The 16,803-nt window shown below is 71.5% G+C and carries 14 protein-coding genes; 6 read left to right on the plus strand and 8 right to left on the minus strand.

The genetic code is table 11. The annotated features are described in order from the left end of the window. Positions 1 to 8 precede the first annotated feature (8 nt). A complete protein-coding gene (locus FHR84_RS22070) occupies positions 9 to 836 on the minus strand; it encodes an NUDIX domain-containing protein (protein WP_218863017.1) in 828 nt (275 codons plus the stop codon). 145 nt (positions 837 to 981) lie between these two features. After that, entirely contained in the window at positions 982 to 1,689 is a 708-nt protein-coding gene (locus tag FHR84_RS16795; RefSeq protein WP_179536473.1) for a response regulator transcription factor, read from the minus strand. Positions 1,690 to 1,958: 269 nt separating this feature from the next. Here FHR84_RS16795 and FHR84_RS16800 point away from each other — a divergent pair, with 269 nt between their 5' ends. The 5 genes from FHR84_RS16800 to FHR84_RS16820 all read left to right on the plus strand — a co-directional run bounded on the left by FHR84_RS16800 (position 1,959) and on the right by FHR84_RS16820 (position 7,987). Next, complete coding sequence (locus FHR84_RS16800) at positions 1,959 to 3,041, plus strand: LolA family protein (protein ID WP_179536474.1); 1,083 nt, start codon at positions 1,959 to 1,961, stop codon at positions 3,039 to 3,041. Beyond that, positions 3,041 to 4,015 carry an ABC transporter ATP-binding protein gene (locus FHR84_RS16805; RefSeq protein WP_179536475.1) on the plus strand — a complete coding sequence of 325 codons (975 nt, stop codon included), beginning with the start codon at positions 3,041 to 3,043 and terminating at the stop codon, positions 4,013 to 4,015. Before FHR84_RS16800 ends, FHR84_RS16805 begins: the two co-directional genes overlap by 1 nt. Before the next feature lie 5 nt (positions 4,016 to 4,020). Next, a complete protein-coding gene (locus tag FHR84_RS16810) occupies positions 4,021 to 4,878 on the plus strand; it encodes an ABC transporter permease (RefSeq protein WP_179536659.1) in 858 nt (285 codons plus the stop codon). A gap of 146 nt (positions 4,879 to 5,024) precedes the next feature. Beyond that, positions 5,025 to 7,295 (plus strand): terpene synthase family protein, encoded by a 2,271-nt coding sequence (locus FHR84_RS16815; RefSeq protein ID WP_179536476.1) that lies wholly within the window; start codon positions 5,025 to 5,027, stop codon positions 7,293 to 7,295. Positions 7,296 to 7,399: 104 nt separating this feature from the next. After that, positions 7,400 to 7,987, plus strand: coding sequence for a DinB family protein (locus tag FHR84_RS16820; RefSeq protein ID WP_179536477.1), 588 nt, complete (start codon positions 7,400 to 7,402; stop codon positions 7,985 to 7,987). Between the two features lie 172 nt (positions 7,988 to 8,159). Here FHR84_RS16820 and FHR84_RS16825 read toward each other — a convergent pair whose 3' ends face one another. From FHR84_RS16825 to FHR84_RS16850, 6 genes are all read right to left on the minus strand, one after another. Beyond that, the gene (locus tag FHR84_RS16825) at positions 8,160 to 9,254 is read right to left on the minus strand and encodes an ABC transporter ATP-binding protein (protein ID WP_179536478.1); all 1,095 of its coding nucleotides are present in this window, start codon (positions 9,252 to 9,254) and stop codon (positions 8,160 to 8,162) included. Continuing rightward, entirely contained in the window at positions 9,254 to 10,900 is a 1,647-nt protein-coding gene (locus tag FHR84_RS16830) for an ABC transporter permease (RefSeq protein ID WP_425489958.1), read from the minus strand. The genes FHR84_RS16825 and FHR84_RS16830 overlap by 1 nt, the downstream gene beginning before the upstream one ends. A 2-nt stretch (positions 10,901 to 10,902) precedes the next feature. Next, on the minus strand, positions 10,903 to 11,958 hold the full coding sequence (locus tag FHR84_RS16835) for a thiamine ABC transporter substrate-binding protein (RefSeq protein ID WP_218863018.1): 1,056 nt from the start codon (positions 11,956 to 11,958) through the stop codon (positions 10,903 to 10,905). Between the two features lie 359 nt (positions 11,959 to 12,317). After that, positions 12,318 to 13,289 (minus strand): FAD-dependent oxidoreductase, encoded by a 972-nt coding sequence (locus FHR84_RS16840; RefSeq protein ID WP_343075309.1) that lies wholly within the window; start codon positions 13,287 to 13,289, stop codon positions 12,318 to 12,320. Between the two features lie 107 nt (positions 13,290 to 13,396). After that, entirely contained in the window at positions 13,397 to 14,083 is a 687-nt protein-coding gene (bioD, locus tag FHR84_RS16845) for a dethiobiotin synthase (protein WP_179536479.1), read from the minus strand. A gap of 3 nt (positions 14,084 to 14,086) precedes the next feature. Further along, positions 14,087 to 15,400, minus strand: a complete 1,314-nt coding sequence (locus FHR84_RS16850) for an adenosylmethionine--8-amino-7-oxononanoate transaminase (protein WP_179536480.1) — start codon at positions 15,398 to 15,400, stop codon at positions 14,087 to 14,089. 122 nt (positions 15,401 to 15,522) lie between these two features. Between FHR84_RS16850 and FHR84_RS16855 the strand changes: the two genes are divergently transcribed. Further along, entirely contained in the window at positions 15,523 to 16,692 is a 1,170-nt protein-coding gene (locus tag FHR84_RS16855) for an 8-amino-7-oxononanoate synthase (protein WP_179536481.1), read from the plus strand. Positions 16,693 to 16,803: the final 111 nt, after the last annotated feature.

Here is a 16,803-nt window from a genome sequence, read left to right on the forward strand (position 1 = left end):
CCCGCGCGTCACCGCGACGTCTCCCCCAGGGCGGAACGCATCGAATCGACCAGCGAGCGATCGGTCTCCAACCACTCCAGCTCGTGCAACCGATCGGCCCCGACCCAGCGCACGGCCCGGTGCTCCACCGGACGGGGCGTGGACGACCGGTCCCGCAAGCGGGCCAGGTAACCGCGCAGCAACATCCCCCGGTCGGCGGCGACGGGAACATCGGTTCCGAAACCACGCAGCACCCGGACGTCCACGGCCAGTTCCTCGCGGCACTCACGCACCACCGCCTCCTCCTCGGTCTCGCCCGCCTCCACCCTTCCGCCGGGAAGTTCCCACCCGCCCGCGTGCCGAGCCGGACGACGCCGCTGCTGGGCGAGCAGCCGCCCCTCGTCCACGATCGCCGCGGCCACCACGACCGGCCTGGCGCACCACTCCGCCGTGATCTCCCGCACGGCCACCGGGTAACCGTCCAGCACCTCCTCCAAGCGGGCGAGCTCAGCACCCCCGAGTTCCCCCGCCGGACGCGCGGTGACGGTCACCGACGTGCCCGCGGCGCTCTCGGTCAACGTGACCTCGAACTCCGCGGGTGGGCACCGATCGCCGTCCGGGCGAGCCAACAGCACGCCGCGCTCGTCCGCCCTGAGCACCGCGAACGAACCACGCGTCGAGTCCCGTGCCCCGCCGGGGCCCAGGACCAGCCCGTCCCCGGGGACCAGCAGCTCCCCCACGGGCGGAGCAGGACTCGGACGAAGAGCGGCGAAACCGGTCAGCACCGTGCAGGTGTGCCGCGCCGCGGCGGCCACGGTGCGAACAGGGGCATCGATCGAGAGGGTACGAACCAGCACGAAAGTGCATCGTGCACCTCCCGCCGAGCCTCCTCGCCGCGCCCCCCGAACCGTTGAGGACGCGCCCCGCAGCGCTTCCGAGGTCCCCGCTCACGTGCGGCGCGCACCCGGCCGGGCACGCGAAGCGAAGCGCTGTTGTGAGGTCTCACGCCTCGCCCACCCGATAACCGCGCCCCTCCACCGTCCGGACCAGCTCCCCGGCTCCGACCGCGTCCAGCTTGCGCCGCAGGTAACCGATGTAGACCTCCACCACGTCGCTGGTCACGTCCTGATCCGCACCCCAGACCTCACGCAGCAGGTCCTCCTCGGCAAGCACCGTCCCGGGCCGACCGGCCAGGGCCAGCAGCAGCTTGTACTCCCGCGGGGAGAGCGCGATCGGTTCGCCCGCCCAGCGGACCTTGCGGCCCGCACGGTCGATCTCCAGCGCGCCCACCCGCAGAACGTCCCCTTCCCCGGGAGTGCCGCTCCCGCGCACCAGCGCCCGCACCCGCCCGGCCAGCGCCACGACGGAGAACGGTCTCACCACGTAGCCGTCGGCTTCCGGGGCGGACCCGTCGGCCCGGTCGAGATCGTCCTCCCCGGACGCGACCATCAGCACCGGGGTGGTCGTCCCGCGTTCACGCAGCCGCTCGAGCACCCGGTAACCGGATTCCCCGGGGAGCAGCGCGTCCAGCAGGATCACGTCGAAAGCTCCGGTCGAGCCGAGCCGCAGGGCTTCGGCTCCCTCAGCACAAGCGGTGACCTCCATTCCCTCGGCGGCCAACCCACGACGCAGGGCGGAGCGGACTCCCGCCTCGTCGTCGACAACCAGCACCCGCACCGGGCTATCGTCCTCGTCCACGGCCGTCAGCATGCCCCCGAACCCGCGATCAACGCAGCGGACTCGTCCCGCGACCGGAGGGGGACGCTCGACGGCTGTTCGCGGTACCCTGCAACCTGCCGAGACGCCGAGCCACGTGACGGCTACCCGACCAGCTACGCAGAGTTCCGCTACGAGTTATCGACCATCGGTCCCGAACCCCGACCGAACCGGTTCGCCGGACAGTCCCTCAGTGATATCTCGGCGGATCGGGTGCGGGCTGAGAAGCGACGGCACCACGGATTCGACCGGAAGGGATCCGCATGAGACGCAAGAACATCGCGCTGACGGCCTCGGCCGGGATAGCGGCCGGGGCTCTCGGGCTGACCTCGCTGGCCTTACCCGCCGGGGCCCAGGACCCGAACCTGCCCCGGACCACGCCCGAGGGGCTGGTCTCCTCCGTGCTGGACGCCGAGGCCCCGGCGATGGCGGGCACGGTCACGGTCGACAACGACCTCGGGCTCCCCGCTCTGCCCGGAACGGGGGATTCCGGGGAGTTCCTGTCCGCGGGAGAGCAGTCGCTGCGAGTGTGGTCCGACGGGCAGCGGGCTCACCGGATGTCCGTCCAGAAGGACAACGGTGAGATCACCGTCGTGGACGACGGCGACACCGTGTGGAAGTGGGACTCCTCCGAGCGGACCGTCGTCGAGCACCCCGATGTCCGGCAGCGGGCCGAGGCCGAGGGCAGCGGAGCGGACCCGGCCGAGCTCTCCCGGCACATCGTGGGCAAGCTGCGGGACAGCAGCTCGGTCACCGTGGACGGGACGACGAGCGTCGCCGGCCGGGACGCCTACGAGCTCGTGCTGACCCCGAAACCGGGTGAACGCACCAAGCTGCGCGAGGTCCGGATCGCCGTGGACGCCGAGCACCGGATCCCGCTGCGGGTCGAGGTCGAGGCGAACGGTTCCGCGGAGCCCGCGCTGCGCGCGGGCTTCTCGCGGATCGACTTCGGCTCCCAGGACCCCGGGCTGTTCCGGTTCACTCCGCCCGACGACGCGCGGGTCCGCACCGAGGATCCGCACGGCGACGCGGAACGGCACGGCCGCGCGCAGCAGGACGCGGAAGGCCCCGAGCCCCGAACGACGGGCGAGGGCTGGGACACGGTCGTGACGGCCCGGATTCCCGCGGAGGCCGTGCGCGGTGCTCAGGAGGACAGCCGTGGCGGGAAGAGCGAGAGGAACCTTCGCGCCGTGCTCGAGCGGTCCGGGGACCCGGTCAACGGTTCCTGGGGTCACGGGTGGGCCGTCGACACCTCGGTCGGATCGGCCGTGATCACCTCGGACGGACGGGTCGTGACCGGAGCCGTGCCCAGGCAGGTGCTGATCGAGGCGCTGAAGGAAGCCTGATGAGCGGCTCCACCGGCACGGCCGAGGCGGGGGCGAGCGCTCCCGCCTCCGGGCCGGAGCGGGAACCGGCGCTGCGCACCAGTTCCCTGCGCAAGACGTACGGCCGAACCGTGGCGGTCTCCGATGTGGACCTGTCCGTTCCCCGGGGTGCGGTGCTGGGCGTGCTCGGCCCCAACGGTTCGGGCAAGACGACCACCATCAGGATGCTGCTCGGGTTGACCGAGCCCTCCTCCGGTTCCGTGGAACTGCTCGGTCACCGGATCCCCGAGCACACGGGCCGGGCGCTTCCGCTGGTGGGAGCGCTGGTCGAGGGGCCGGGGTTCCATCCGTTCCTGTCCGGCAGACGCAATCTCGCGCGCTGTGCGGCGATGGAGCCCGCCCTCTTCGGGGCCGACACGGGCACCGCCGTGGGACAGGCCCTGGAAAGGGTCGGGCTGGCCGAGGCGGCCGACCGCAAGTACCGCTCCTACTCGCTCGGCATGAAACAGCGGTTGGGGCTGGCCGCCGCGCTGCTGGTCCCGCGCGAGCTCGTGGTGCTCGACGAACCGACCAACGGTCTTGATCCGGCGGGTACCCGGGAGATCCGCAGGATCGTGGCGGAGCTGCACGCGGGCGGGACCACGGTCCTCGTCTCCTCGCACCTGCTGTCCGAAGTGGAGGCCACCTGCACGCACGCCGCCGTGTTGCAGCACGGTTCGCTCATCGCCCAGGGCGAGCTGAACTCGCTGCTGGAGTCCGGGGGCCCGCACCTGCTGGTCTCCGTCGCGGACCGCGAGGCGGGTCTGGAGGCACTCCGCGACAGCGGGGTACCGGCTCGGGCGGAGAACGGTGCGCTGCGCGTCGAACTGTCCGACAGGGACGCTCCCGAAGTGATAGCCGGGCTGGTGCGGGCCGGGGTGGACGTGTACGAGGCCCGCAGGGAGCGCGCGGGGCTGGAGGAGATCTTCGCCCGACTCACCGAGGAAGAAAGTTGAACGGGATGACGTCGCGGGTGGAGTTGCCGTCCGGAACGAGACGACGCGAGTCCGCTCCGCTCGGACGCGTGATCCGCGCGGAGCTGGGCTGGGTGCTGCGCAGGCCGCGCAATCTGCTCGCGCTGCTCGGTCTGACCGCGCTGCCCGTGCTCATCGGGACCGTGATCGCCCTGACGGGGACTCCCGCGGCAGGCTCCGGTCCCCGGCTGCTGTCGGCGATGGCGGGCAACGGCCTGGTACTGCCCGTCTTCAGCCTGATGATGACGCAGAACCTGCTGCTCCCGCTGGTCACGGCCATGGTCGCCGCCGACGCGCTGGCGGGCGAGTCGGCCAGCGGCACGCTGCGCGGCCTGCTGCTGGCCCCGGTGGGGCGGGTGCGGCTCGTCGCGGTGAAGGCGGTCGGGGTGCTGACCGTGGTCGTGCTGGCGGTGGGGCTGATCGCGCTCAGCGGCGCGTTGACCGGCCTGGTGGTCGTGGGCGGCGACGGGTTCGTCACCCTGTCCGGCACGACCCTGTCGCTCGGGCCCGCCCTCGGAAGGGTCGCCCTGGCCGCGGGGTGGTGCGCGGTGCAGATGGCCGCCGTGGGTGCGGTGGCGCTGGCCGTCTCCGCGATGACGGATCACCCGCTGGTGGTCATGGCCGTCGCGGTGGGCGGGTTGATCGTGTTCGGCGTGCTGGAGGCCCTACCGGCGCTGGAGTGGCTGAAACCCGTGTTCCTCACCGCGGACTGGTACTCCATCGGCGATGTGCTCAGCGATCCGATCCGCTCCGAGGACCTGCTGACGGGCCTGTGGCGTGCCGGGTGCTACGTCCTCGTCGGGATGTCGGCGGCGACGGCGCTGATGGCCACCAAGGACACCTGACACCGCCCTCGGCGGCCCCTCCCCGAACGGGGCTCAAGATCACCCGTTCGTGCAGAGGCGACGCCCGGATGGACGTATCAGCCGCCTGCCTCCGGTTGCCAATCTCCCGGAAGGACACGCCACAGCCGAGCAGAGTAGGCGGACCGATGGTCGCTTTCACCTACCCGGACTTCTACCTCCCCCACCCGGCCCGACTGAATCCGCACCTGGAGCGCTCCCGCGAGCACAGCGCCGCGTGGGCGGCCGAAATGGGCATGTTGGACACCCCCAAGCCGGGAGGGGGACTCGTCTGGGACCGAAGCGCCCTCGACGAGATGGACTACGCGCTGATGTGCGCTTACACCCATCCGGACTGCGACGGCCCGATGCTGGACCTGATCACCGACTGGTACGTCTGGGTCTTCTTCTTCGACGACCACTTCCTCGAGCGGTTCAAGTACTCGCGCGATCCGCGCGGCGCGCAGCGGTACCTCGACCGGCTGGAACTGTTCATGCCGGAACCGGGCCTGCAGCCCCCGGAACCGGAGAACGCCGCCGAGGCGGGGCTGCACGACCTCTGGCAGCGCACCGCCCCCACCATGTCCCGGAACTGGCGCCGGCGCTTCACCACGAGCACGCACAACCTGATGGTCGAGTCGATGTGGGAGCTCGACAACATCGAGCGGGGCAGGATCGCCAACCCGATCGAGTACGTGCAGATGCGCCGCAGAGTGGGGGGCGCGCCGTGGTCGGCCAACCTCGTCGAATGCGCCGTCGCGGCCGAGCTCCCGGAGAGGTTCGCCGGGACCCGGCCCGTGCAGGTCCTCTCGGACACGTTCTCGGACGCGGTCCACCTGCGCAACGACCTGTTCTCCTACGAGCGCGAGGTCACCGAGGAGGGCGAGAACTCCAACGCCGTGCTGGTGTTCGAACGCTTCCTCGACTGCTCCACCCAGCGGGCCGTCGAACTCGTCAACGACCTGCTCACCTCCCGCCTGCAGCAGTTCGAGAAGACAGCGCTGCACGATGTTCCCGGGTTGTTCGCCGACGAAGGGGTGCTCGCGGACGAGCACTTCGGGGTCACCGCCTACGTCAAGGGACTCCAGGACTGGCAGGCAGGCGGGCACGAGTGGCACGCGCGGTCCAGTCGCTACACCAACGAGGAGTTCACGACGGCACGGCAGCCCCACGTGCTCGCGGGGCCGAACGGGCTGGGCACCTCGGCAGCCGCGGTTCCGACTTCGACGATCGCCATCGGAGCGCGCCACCGGGTCCGGCAGCACTCGCAGCGCCCCTTCGAACGGGTGGGGCCGCTGCCGCACCCGGATCTCCGGATGCCCTTCTCCTTCCGCACCAGCCCGCACATCGACGCGGCGCGTTCCCAAGCGGTCGGCTGGGCCCGCCGGATGGGGATGCTCGACTCGGTGCCCGGCGTCGAGGCGGGGGGTGTCTGGGACGAGCAGCGGTTCGTCAACCTGGACCTGCCGCACTGCGCGTCCATGATCCACCCCGACGCCGACCTCGAACAGCTCAGGCTCTCCTCGGACTGGCTGACCTGGGGGACCTACGGCGACGACTACTACCCGCTCGTCTTCGGCACCACCCGCAACCTGGCCGCCGCGAAGCACCTCGACGACAGGCTGGCCGCGTTCATGCCGCTGGACGCGGGCGGGACCCCGGAACCCACCAACCCGGTCGAACGGGGCCTGGCCGACCTGTGGCAGCGCACCGCGCGGCCGATGACCCGGCAGGCCAGGAGTCGCTTCCGCACCGCGGTGCGGGAGATGACCTCCAGCTGGCTGTGGGAACTGGACAACCAGGCGGCCAACCGCATCCCCGATCCGGTGGACTACGTCGAGATGCGCCGCAGGACCTTCGGCTCGGACATGACCATGAGCCTGTCCAGGCTGTCCCAGGGCGAAGCGGTACCGCCCGAGCTGCACCGGACGCGCACGTTGCGGGAGCTGGAGACCTCCGCGCAGGACTACGCCTGCTTCCTCAACGACCTGTACTCCTACCGCAAGGAGATCGAGTTCGAGGGCGAGCTGCACAACATGGTCCTCGTGGTGCGGAACTTCCTCGACCTCGGCCAGGACAGGGCGCTCGATGTCGTCGTCGACCTGGCGAACGCGCGGATGAGGCAGTTCGAGCACCTCGTGGCCAACGAGATGCCCGAGCTCTACGAGCGGTTCGAGCTCGACGGGGCAGCGCGGGAGCAGCTCGACGGTCACGTGCTGGAGCTGCGGAACTGGATGTCCGGAATCCTGGAGTGGCACCGCAGGTGCGTGCGCTACGAGGAGGCCGAGCTGCGCCGGCTCAGCGGCACCGGGGCGGTTCGCGGTTTCGCCGAGCGACCGACCGGACTGGGCACCTCGGCGGCCGCGATCGCCGAGCGGCTGGGTGAGCGGTCCGGCCGGAGCGATCTCAGCGGCGTCTGATCGACGTTTTCGCGCGCCCCCGTGAGTGTCGGGGGTCGGTGCCAACATCGGGTGTGCGGTTCCGGAGCGGGACCGCGCACCCGCCGACCGTGAGGAGATCACCCATGTCACCGTTGCTGGCACGACAGGTCACCGACGACCGCGACGGTTTGCTGACCTTCCTGGAACAGCAGCGCGACGCGCTGCGAGCCGCCGCCCACGGGCTGGACGAGCAGCAGGCCCGGCAACGCACCACGACCAGCACGCTGAACATGGCGACCCTGCTCAAGCACGCCGTGCGCACCGAGCGGCGCTGGGTCGTCGTCCAGATCGGTCAGCGCGAGCTTCCCGGGCTGTGGCCCATTACGGATCTGGAGGAGGAGTTCCGGGTCGAGGCGCACGAGTCACTGTCCGGCTACCTGGAGGCCTACTCGGCCGTGCCCGCGGAGACGGAGCGCACCGTGGCCGAGGTGAGCGATCTCGACGCCCCGCTGCCGCTGCCCCCCGAGATGCGTGATCGCACCGACATCGAACCGTTCTCGACCCGCTGGGTGCTGCTGCACCTGATCGAGGAAACCGCACGTCACGCGGGACACGCCGACATCATCCGCGAATCGCTGGACGGAAGGCTCGCGCACTCGCTGATGAGCGAGTTCGCGGCGAGCGCGCCCGCCGCGACCACGGAGGACGCGCCCACCCGCAGCGGCACGTGACGGCCCTCCCAGTTATAGGCAAAATTGCGCCCCACCCACCGAGCCCCCGTTCTGGTGAGAACGGGGGCTGGGATCGGGCCTCTCCTCAGCACCTCGCCGCCGACCACCCGAGCAGGCGGCACCGCCGCTTTCCGCCGAGCAACCACCTGCGCAGAACGAGCCACCGACCTTCCTAACGTCCGAGCAGGGCCACTCCTGCCGGGTCGAGGGCCAACGCGACGTCCTCGCCCGGATCGGGGACATCGGTGTCGGCCACCACCGCCTCCAGCAGCTCCGCACCGGCGAGCTCCGGAACCGCCACGGTCAACCGCACGTGATCGTGGCGGTGCAACCGCCGCACCACTTCTCCCCGGCGGCCCGGATGCCGCTCCGTCCCCGACCGGTGGGCACGCACCCCGGTGGCGCGCAGCCCCAGCAGCACCTCGCCCGCGTGCTCCCCCGGGCACGGAACCGATCCGAGCGGGCACGAGGCGACCCCGTCCTCGATCCGCCCGCGCAGAAACGTCGTGCACCCGAGGAACCCGGCCACTTCCTCGTCCGCGGGCCGCGTCCACAACCTGCGCGGACGTTCCTCCTGCAACACGCGCCCCTCGGACAGCACAGCCACCCGGTCCGCCAGGGTGAACGCCTCGTCGAGGTCGTGGGTCACGACCACGGCGGTGGTGGCGCTGTCGGCCAGCAGCTCCGCGAGATCGACCGCGAGCCGTTCGCGCAGCATCCGGTCCAGCCCCGAAAGCGGTTCGTCGAGCAGCAGCAGCCGCGGCCGGGCCGCGAGAGCGCGGGCGAGCGCGACGCGCTGCGCCTGCCCTCCGGACAGTTCGCTCACCCTTCGCCGCTGGTACCCGGCCAGTCCGACCAGCTCCAGCAGCCGTGCCACCTCCCGGCTCCGTTCGCGCCTGCCGACCGAACGCATCCGCAGTCCGAACTCGACGTTGCCCGCGACGTCGCGGTGCCCGAACAGCTGCCCGTCCTGGAAGACCATCCCGAAACCACGGCGGTGCACCGGCACCCCGGATAGGTCCTCCCCGCCGAAACGAACCGCTCCCCGCGAGGCGCCCTCCAGGCCGGCCACTGTGCGCAGCAGGGTCGACTTCCCTCCCCCGGAGGGACCGAGCACGGCCAGTACCTCGCCGCCGGGCGCGGAGAGATCGATCCCGGACAGCGCCGTCGTGCTTCCGTACCGGACCGTCACGTTCTCCAGGCGCAGCCCCTCGTCCCGCTGCCGCACACCGGGAACCGCCACGTCGTCGACCTCGAAGGCGCGCATCAGAACTCCCCGACCGAATCCGTGCGGAGGCTTTCGATCACCAGCACCGCGCCCGCGGTAACGAGCATGAGCAGCGCGCAGGACGCGTAGGCCATCTGCGTGTTGAGCTCGCCGGGGCGGCTGATGAGCTCGCTGATGGCCACGGGCAGCGTCGGCGCCTCCGGACGGGCCAGGAACCCGGTGGCCCCGAACTCCCCCAGCGCGACGACGAACCCGAATCCCGCTGCGGTGCAGATCGCTCTGCCCGCCAACGGCAGGTCCACCTCACGGCGGACCCGCCACGGCCCGGCCCCCAGGGTCGCCGCCGCCTCCCGCAGCCGCTCGTCCACCGAGCGCAGGACGGGCAGCACCGTGCGCACGACGAGCGGGGTCACCACCAGCGCCTGCGCGAACGGCACCAGCAGCGGCGAGGTGCGCAGATCCCCGGGGAGCAGCTGCAGCGTGATCAGATAGCCGAACCCGACCGTCACGGCCGACACCCCGAGCGGAAGCATCAGAGCGGTGTCCATCAGCTCGGCGGTCCAGCGCTTCCGCAGCGAGATCAGCACCAGACAGGCGAGCACTCCCAGCGACAAGGCCATCCAGGTGGCGTCGGTCGCCGTACGCAGCGAGTTCAGCGCCGCCTGCCACCCGGAGACGCCCAGCGCACCGTCCCCGGTTCCGGAGAGGGCGCGGTAGCCGGCGAGACTCCACCCGCTCCGCGAACTCACCGAGCGGACCAGCAGCGCCCCGATCGGCACCAGCAGCGCGGCCAGCACCGCACCACCGGCCGCGACGACCAGCCACTCGGCACCCCGCGGGTTTCGCGCCGGCCTCTCCGCGGCACGCACCCCTCCGGCGGACTCGCGGCGCCGTCTGGCCAGGGCCGCGACGGCCAGGGCCGCCAGCACCGCGGCGAGCTGCAGCAGCGACAGCGCGGCCGCACCGGACAGGTCCAGCATCCGAACGGTGCGCAGGTAGATCTCCGTCTCCAGGGTCCGGTACCTGCCCGCGCCGAGCACCAGCACCACCCCGAAGCTCGTGGAGCAGAACAGGAAGACCACGGCGGTCGCCGACCACAGGGCCGGGCGCAGCGCGGGCAGGGTGACGGTGCCGAAGGTCCGCAGCGGCCCCGCACCGAGGCTGCGGGCCGCGTCCTCGGCCCGCCGGTCCAGCTGGGCCCACAGCCCACCGACGGTGCGGGCGACCACGGCGACGTTGAAGAACGCGTTGGCCAGCACGATCGCCGACACGCTCGGTTCCGCGGTGCCGAGCAGCGCGCGAAAGGCCATGCCCACCACCAGCGTGGGCAGCACGAACGGAACCGTGATCACCGCGCGAAGCAGCACCTTGCCCGGGATCCGCACCCTGGCGAGCAGGTAGGCCAGCGGCATCCCCGCCGCCAGGGCCAACGCGGTGGAGGCCGCGGCCTGTCCGAGGGTGAAGGCGACGATCCGCCACGTCCCGTGGTCGACCAGCACCAGCGCCGTTTCCGGGCGCAGCCCGCGGTGCAGGATGGCCAGCACCGGCCAGGCGAAGAAAACACCGAGGAAGCCGAGCACCGCGACGGCTCCGACGAACAGGAGCGGACGGCGGGCCGCGGATCCGGCGGGCTTTCCGGGGGTGGTGACGGCTCCGGTGCGGCCGGAGCGCCGTGTCCGGAACACGATCAGCTCCGAGTCAGCTCACGCCACTGACTCACCCACTGCTCACGGTTCTGCTCCACGACCTCCGGGTTCATCTCGGCGGGCTCCGGCGGCAACGGCGCCACGTCCTGCCAGTTCTCCGGGAGATCGACTCCCAGCACGGTCGGGTAGACGTACATCTGCTCGGAAACCTGGGACTGGAACTTCCACGACAGCAGGAAATCCATCAGCTCCCTGGCACGCTTCGGGTGCTCGGCTCCCGTGAGCACCCCGGCGTACTCGACCTGGCGGTAGCAGGTGTCCAGCAGGGCGCGGGTGCGGGACTCGCCGTCCTCACCCACCTCCGCGGCCGGGGAGGAGGCGTAGGAGAGCACGATGGGGCGCTGCCCGTTGCCCGCGGAACCGGAGAAGTCCTGGTTGTAGGCCTCCTGCCACCCCGAGGAGATCCGGACGTCGTTGGACATCAGCTGGCGCCAGTAGTTCTTCCAGCCCTCCTGCCTGCCGAAACCGTCGATCGTGTTCAGCAGGAACGCCATCCCCGGCGAGGAGGTGGCCGGGCTGGGAACGGCGAACAGCCCGCGGTAGCGCGGTTCCGTCAGATCGGCCAGGTTCTCCGGCTCCGGAACGTCGTGCTGCGCGAACCAGCTCTTGTCGATGTTGACGCACACGTCGCCCGCGTCCACCGGGGTGAGTCTCGGGTCGACGACCGCGTACTTGACCGGGATGGAGCCGGAGCCCTGCGGGCGGTAGGGCTCGAAGACGTCGAAGTCGAGCGCGCGGGAGTAGAACGTGGAGTCCACTCCGAAGGCCACGTCCCCGACGGGGGCGTCCTTGGTGAGCACGAGTTCGTTGGTCAGCGCTCCGGCGTCGCCCATCTTGTTGACGCGCAGTTCGTAGCCGGACTCGCGTTCGAAGTGCCGCCGCGCCTCGTCGCTGATCGCGAACGAGTCGTGGGTCACCAGGGTGACGGTCTCGCCCTCCGAACCGCCGTCGGTGCCGATCAGCGAACAACCCGCGACCAGCAGCACGGCGGCGGTCGCCACCGCGGCACGCATCCGGCGTGCGGTGTGTCGTTTCAATGGTCCTCCCGAAGACACACCACGAGCAGTGCGACACCGAGCTGATCGCACGCCTCCCTGCGCCGGCATTGTCCGGTTCAGGTGGACGGTCGAGGACCCCGTGCCCTCCTCTCAGCCCAGCGCACTGGACTCCCGTGGCGGCGGGCAGTCTACTCGACCCGCTCGCGGGCACGAGAGCCTGTCCGGGCGGTCACCATGCGGACACCCCTGTCGGCATCGCGCGGTTCACCGGCGCGCGGAGGCCTCCCGCCGAATTGCCAGTTGTTGGACCGGTTTTGCTTCGGCACGGGCAGCGCAGAAACACCGCCCCGCCCACCGACACCGCCGGGCTCCACCCGAGCAAGCCACGCGGGAACACGTCAGTCGTCGAGGTCGGCCAGCAACAGTCCGGCCGCCTCGTACGCACAACCCCAGGAAACCATGACCCCGCTGCCCCCGTGACCGTAGTCGTGCACGATGCGGGCTCCCTCGTAGTGCTCGGTGTGCAGCCGCACCGAGTCGCTCCGCGGGCGCAGCCCGACGAGCTCCTCCCGGACCCGCGCTTCGTGCAGCACGGGCTGTATGGCCCCGCAACGCCGGAGGATCCCCTCCGTCACCTGCGGATCGGGGGTGCGGTCCCAGTCGTGCTCGACCGCGGTGCCTCCCAGCACGAGTCGCTGCCCGTGCGGCATGTAGCTCGTCCACTCCCCGACGTCGCTGAGTTCGACGAAGAACTCCTCGAGTCCCGGGTTCTCCACGATCACGTGCTGCCCGGACACCGGACGCACCCCGGGGTCGCCGACCAGTTCGCGCGCCCCGACACCGGCGCAGTTGACCACCAGCGAGCTCTCCGCGGCCGCCTCGGACAGGCTCTGCACCGTGCTGTGCACCAGTTCCCCGCCCGCGTTCAGGAACCGGTCGCTCAGGTACTCCATGTAGCGCGGCATGTCCACCAGCGGAAGCGTGGCCCGCAGCCCCACCGCGAACCCGGGCGGTAGTTCCCCCGCTCCGCACGGTCGGACCCCGTCGAGCAGTCCCAGCGCACCCGGTGGGGATTCGGGGAACTCCGTTCTGCCGGCCACGATCCCCGACGCCGAGTGCACACCGGTGGCCGGGTCGGTCGCGAGTTCGAGGAAGACACCGTAGGTACGTTCCGCCCAGCGTCTGGCGCGCTCGACCGGCCACAGCGAGGTCGGGCCCCACACCGCTCCGGCGACGGCCGAGGTCGTCCCGGAGGGGTGTTCGCTGGTTCTGACGCGGACCCGGTGCCCCGCCTCGGCGAGGACCGTCGCGGTGCTCAATCCCTGGACACCGGCACCGATGACCAGCACGGAACGTGAGCGCTCATTCACCGGGAGGACGGTACCAACCCCGGGCGTGGCGACGCACCCCTTTCGCCGGATTTAGCCGGAAAGGTGGAGAGTCGCCACGGTCCACCCGTCGGGCTCCCCGGTCGGGCTCATCCCGGCGCCCGCCACGTCCCGCCGAGCTCGGGGGCCAGCCAGCAACGCGCCCTGTCGCCGAAGCTCTCCCGGTCGTGGCCGGAGGCCTCCTCCTCGAGCGCCCCCAGCAGCGGAACCCCGGTGATCCGGGGCAGGTCCACGAGATTGCACCTCTCGGCCGTGCCCGGCTCGTGTGGCCAGCTCCCGAACACGGTGCCGAGGCACCGCAGCCCGCGACGCAGCACTTCCCGGACGGTCAGCGCCGTGGAGTTCAGCGTGCCGAGCCCGGACGGGCAGACCACGAGCACCGCCCCGGCCAGTCGCTCGGCCACGTCGAGCAGCGTGCCGCCCCGGTCGTCGTAGGGCACCAGCACTCCTCCCGCCCCCTCGACCAGGACCGTGCCGTAACCGGCCGGGAGCTCGGCGAGCTCGCGAACGATCCTCTCCGGGGTGACGGGTGGCTCGCCCGCGAGGCGCGCCGCAGTCGCGGGGGCGAGCGGATCCGGGTACCGCGCGAGTTCGAACACGTCCACGTCACCGGCCAGCCGCAGGACCTCGGCGCAGTCACCCCCTCCCCTGGTCCCCGTCTGCGCGGGTTTGACCACGGCCACCGGGCCGCGGGCCAGCGCGGCGACAGCTGCCGTGACCACCGTCTTACCCACGTCGGTTCCGGTTCCCGTGACGAACAGCGGAGTCGGGGACATCGTTCAACCGACCCGTGCCGCGGCCACGGCCGCGTCCGTCACCCTGCCGAGGTCCTCGGCGTCGATCACGTACGGCGGCATCGTGTAGATCAGGTCCCGGAAGGGGCGCAGCCAGACGCCTCGTTCGATCGCCGCCGCGCTCGCGGCGGCGACGTCCACCTCGTGGTCGAGCTGGATCACCCCGATGGCGCCGAGCACCCGAACGTCCCGCACTCCGGCGATTTCCCGGGCCGGCGCCAGCCCGGTCTCCAGTCCGGCCGCTATCCCGTGGACCTTCGCCCTCCAGTCGTCCCGGAACAGCACCCGCAGCGACGCGTTGGCCACGGCCGCGGCCAGCGGGTTGCCCATGAACGTGGGGCCGTGCGCGAGCACCGGCACGTCTCCGCCCGCGATCCCCTCGGCCACCCGCTCCCCGCACACGGTCGCGGCCATCGTCAGGTATCCGCCGGTGAGGGCCTTGCCCAGGCACATGACGTCCGGGGCCACCCCCGCGTGCCCGGCGGCGAACAGCTCGCCGGTGCGCCCGAAACCCGTGGCTATCTCGTCGAAGACGAGCAGCACGTCGTAACGGTCGGCGAGTTCGCGCAACCGGCGGAGGTACTCGGGCGCGTGGAAGCGCATCCCACCCGCGCCCTGCACCACCGGTTCGACGACCACCGCGGCGAGTTCCTCCGCGTGTCGCCACAGCAGCCGTTCGAAACGCTCCAGGTAGGACTCGTCCACGTCCGCGCCGAACCCCACCGGGGGCGCTTCGGCGAAGACCTGCTCGTTCAGCACCCCGCTCCAGAGGTGGTGCATGCCGCCTTCCGGGTCGCACACCGACATCGGATGCCACGTGTCCCCGTGGTAGCCGCCGCGCCAGGTCAGCAGCCGCCGCTTCTCCGGACGACCGAGCCCGCGCCAGTACTGCAGGCACATCTTGAGCGCGACCTCCACCGACACCGACCCCGAGTCGGCGAGGAAGACGTGGTTCAGCGCTCCGGGGGTTATCTCGGCCAGTGTCGCGGCCAGCCGTACCGCGCTCTCGTTGGTGAGCCCGCCGAACATCACGTGGCTCATCCTGTCCACCTGCGCGTGGGCGGCCGCGTCCAGTTCGGGGTGCGCGTAACCGTGGACGGCCGCCCACCAGGAGGACATCCCGTCGACGAGTTCCTCCACCCCGTTCACCGGCCTGGCCAACCGCAGCCGGACCCCCGCGGCCGATTCGACCAGCAGCTGCCGGCTCCCGGTGGGAGACGTGGTGTAGGGGTGCCAGACACGACGACGGTCCAGTTCGGTCAGTTCCTCCGCGTTCAGCGGAGCATCGAGCGACAGCACGCCCCGGACCCTGCCCGGTTCCGGGCCCCGGTTCCCATTCGTGCCACGGACAAAACGGGCCCGCTTCGCTTGTCCGTTCCGAACACTGTCGGAATCCGCCCCGGTCCGAACAGCATGGACTCATGACGGCTAGTGGTTCCGCGAACGGCTGTTCCGCGGGTGAGGCGGTTTTCGACTGGGTCGATCGGCACGCGCGGCACCGGCGGGACAACGGGCTGCACAGAGTCGTCGAGCCACGCCGTTCCGCGGAGGACGTGCTGGACCTGGCGAGCAACGACTACCTGGGCTTCGCCCGGCATCCCACGGTCACGGAGGCCGCCGCCGCGGCCGCACGTCGCTGGGGCACCGGTTCCACCGGGTCCAGGCTCGTCACCGGAACGACCGAGTTGCACACGACCCTGGAAGCCGAACTGGCCGATTTGTACGGCACCGAGGCGGCGCTGGTGTTCTCCTCCGGATACACCGCGAACCTGGCTCTGGTGACGACGCTGACCGGAGCGGACTCCACGATCGTCTCGGACAGCGGCAACCACGCCTCGCTGATCGACGGATGCAGGCTGTCCAGGGCACGGGTGCGGGTGGTGCCCCACGCAGATCCGGAAGCGGTCCGGAACGCCCTGGCGGAGAGCTCCCCTCCCCACGTGGTGCTGAGCGAGTCGGTGTTCTCCGTGGACGGGGACACCGCCGACCTCGACGGCCTGCTCGCGGTCTGCCGCGAGCACGGGGCCGGGCTGCTCGTCGACGACGCGCACGGCCTCGGTGTGCTCGGCGGAGGCGCCGGGGCGTTCTCCGCCTTCGGACTCGGGGCTCCCCACGACGCCCTGGCCGCCGTGACCCTGTCCAAGGCGCTGGGCGCGCAGGGCGGCGCGGTGCTGGGACCGCGGCGCGTGGTCGACCACATCGCGCAGGCGGCCCGCACTTTCGTGTTCGACACGGGGCTCGCCCCTCCCGCGGCCGCGGCCGCGCTCGCCGGGGTGCGCCTGCTGCGGGAGGAACCGCGGCGCGCGCAGCGGGTTCAGGAGGTGGCCCACGGGCTGCACGGGGCGCTGGCCGAACGCGGCGTCCCGGCCGGTTCCCCCGGCGCGGCCGTGCTCGGCGTTCCCGTCGGCGCGCCGCGTACCGCCGTCACCTGGGCGCGTTCCTGCCTGGAGCACGGGGTGCGCGTGGGGTGCTTCCGTCCTCCCTCCGTTCCGGACGGGGCGTCCCGACTGAGGCTGACGGCCCGGGCCGACCTGGACGACGACGATGTTCGGCGAGTGGCCCGGACGCTCGCCGAGACCGCACCGGGATGATGGAGGGTTCCCGGTGCCGGTTGCTCGGGTGGTTGCGTGGCGGAACCTCTCGCGGGCTCTCGCTCCGGCGCGGCCCGACATCGGGTAGCGGCCGTGCGTGAGTCGGATGCA

Source organism: Actinopolyspora biskrensis (assembly GCF_013408175.1).
Classification (GTDB): Bacteria; Actinomycetota; Actinomycetes; order Mycobacteriales; family Pseudonocardiaceae; genus Actinopolyspora; species Actinopolyspora biskrensis.

Coding starts and splice junctions, on each gene's coding strand:
- FHR84_RS16795 (WP_179536473.1), bottom strand. CDS start 1,689: ATGCTGACGGCCGTGGACGAGGACGATAGCCCGGTGCGGGTGCTGGTT.
- FHR84_RS16800 (WP_179536474.1), top strand. CDS start 1,959: ATGAGACGCAAGAACATCGCGCTGACGGCCTCGGCCGGGATAGCGGCC.
- FHR84_RS16805 (WP_179536475.1), top strand. CDS start 3,041: ATGAGCGGCTCCACCGGCACGGCCGAGGCGGGGGCGAGCGCTCCCGCC.
- FHR84_RS16810 (WP_179536659.1), top strand. CDS start 4,021: ATGACGTCGCGGGTGGAGTTGCCGTCCGGAACGAGACGACGCGAGTCC.
- FHR84_RS16815 (WP_179536476.1), top strand. CDS start 5,025: ATGGTCGCTTTCACCTACCCGGACTTCTACCTCCCCCACCCGGCCCGA.
- FHR84_RS16820 (WP_179536477.1), top strand. CDS start 7,400: ATGTCACCGTTGCTGGCACGACAGGTCACCGACGACCGCGACGGTTTG.
- FHR84_RS16825 (WP_179536478.1), bottom strand. CDS start 9,254: ATGCGCGCCTTCGAGGTCGACGACGTGGCGGTTCCCGGTGTGCGGCAG.
- bioD (WP_179536479.1), bottom strand. CDS start 14,083: ATGTCCCCGACTCCGCTGTTCGTCACGGGAACCGGAACCGACGTGGGT.
- FHR84_RS16855 (WP_179536481.1), top strand. CDS start 15,523: ATGACGGCTAGTGGTTCCGCGAACGGCTGTTCCGCGGGTGAGGCGGTT.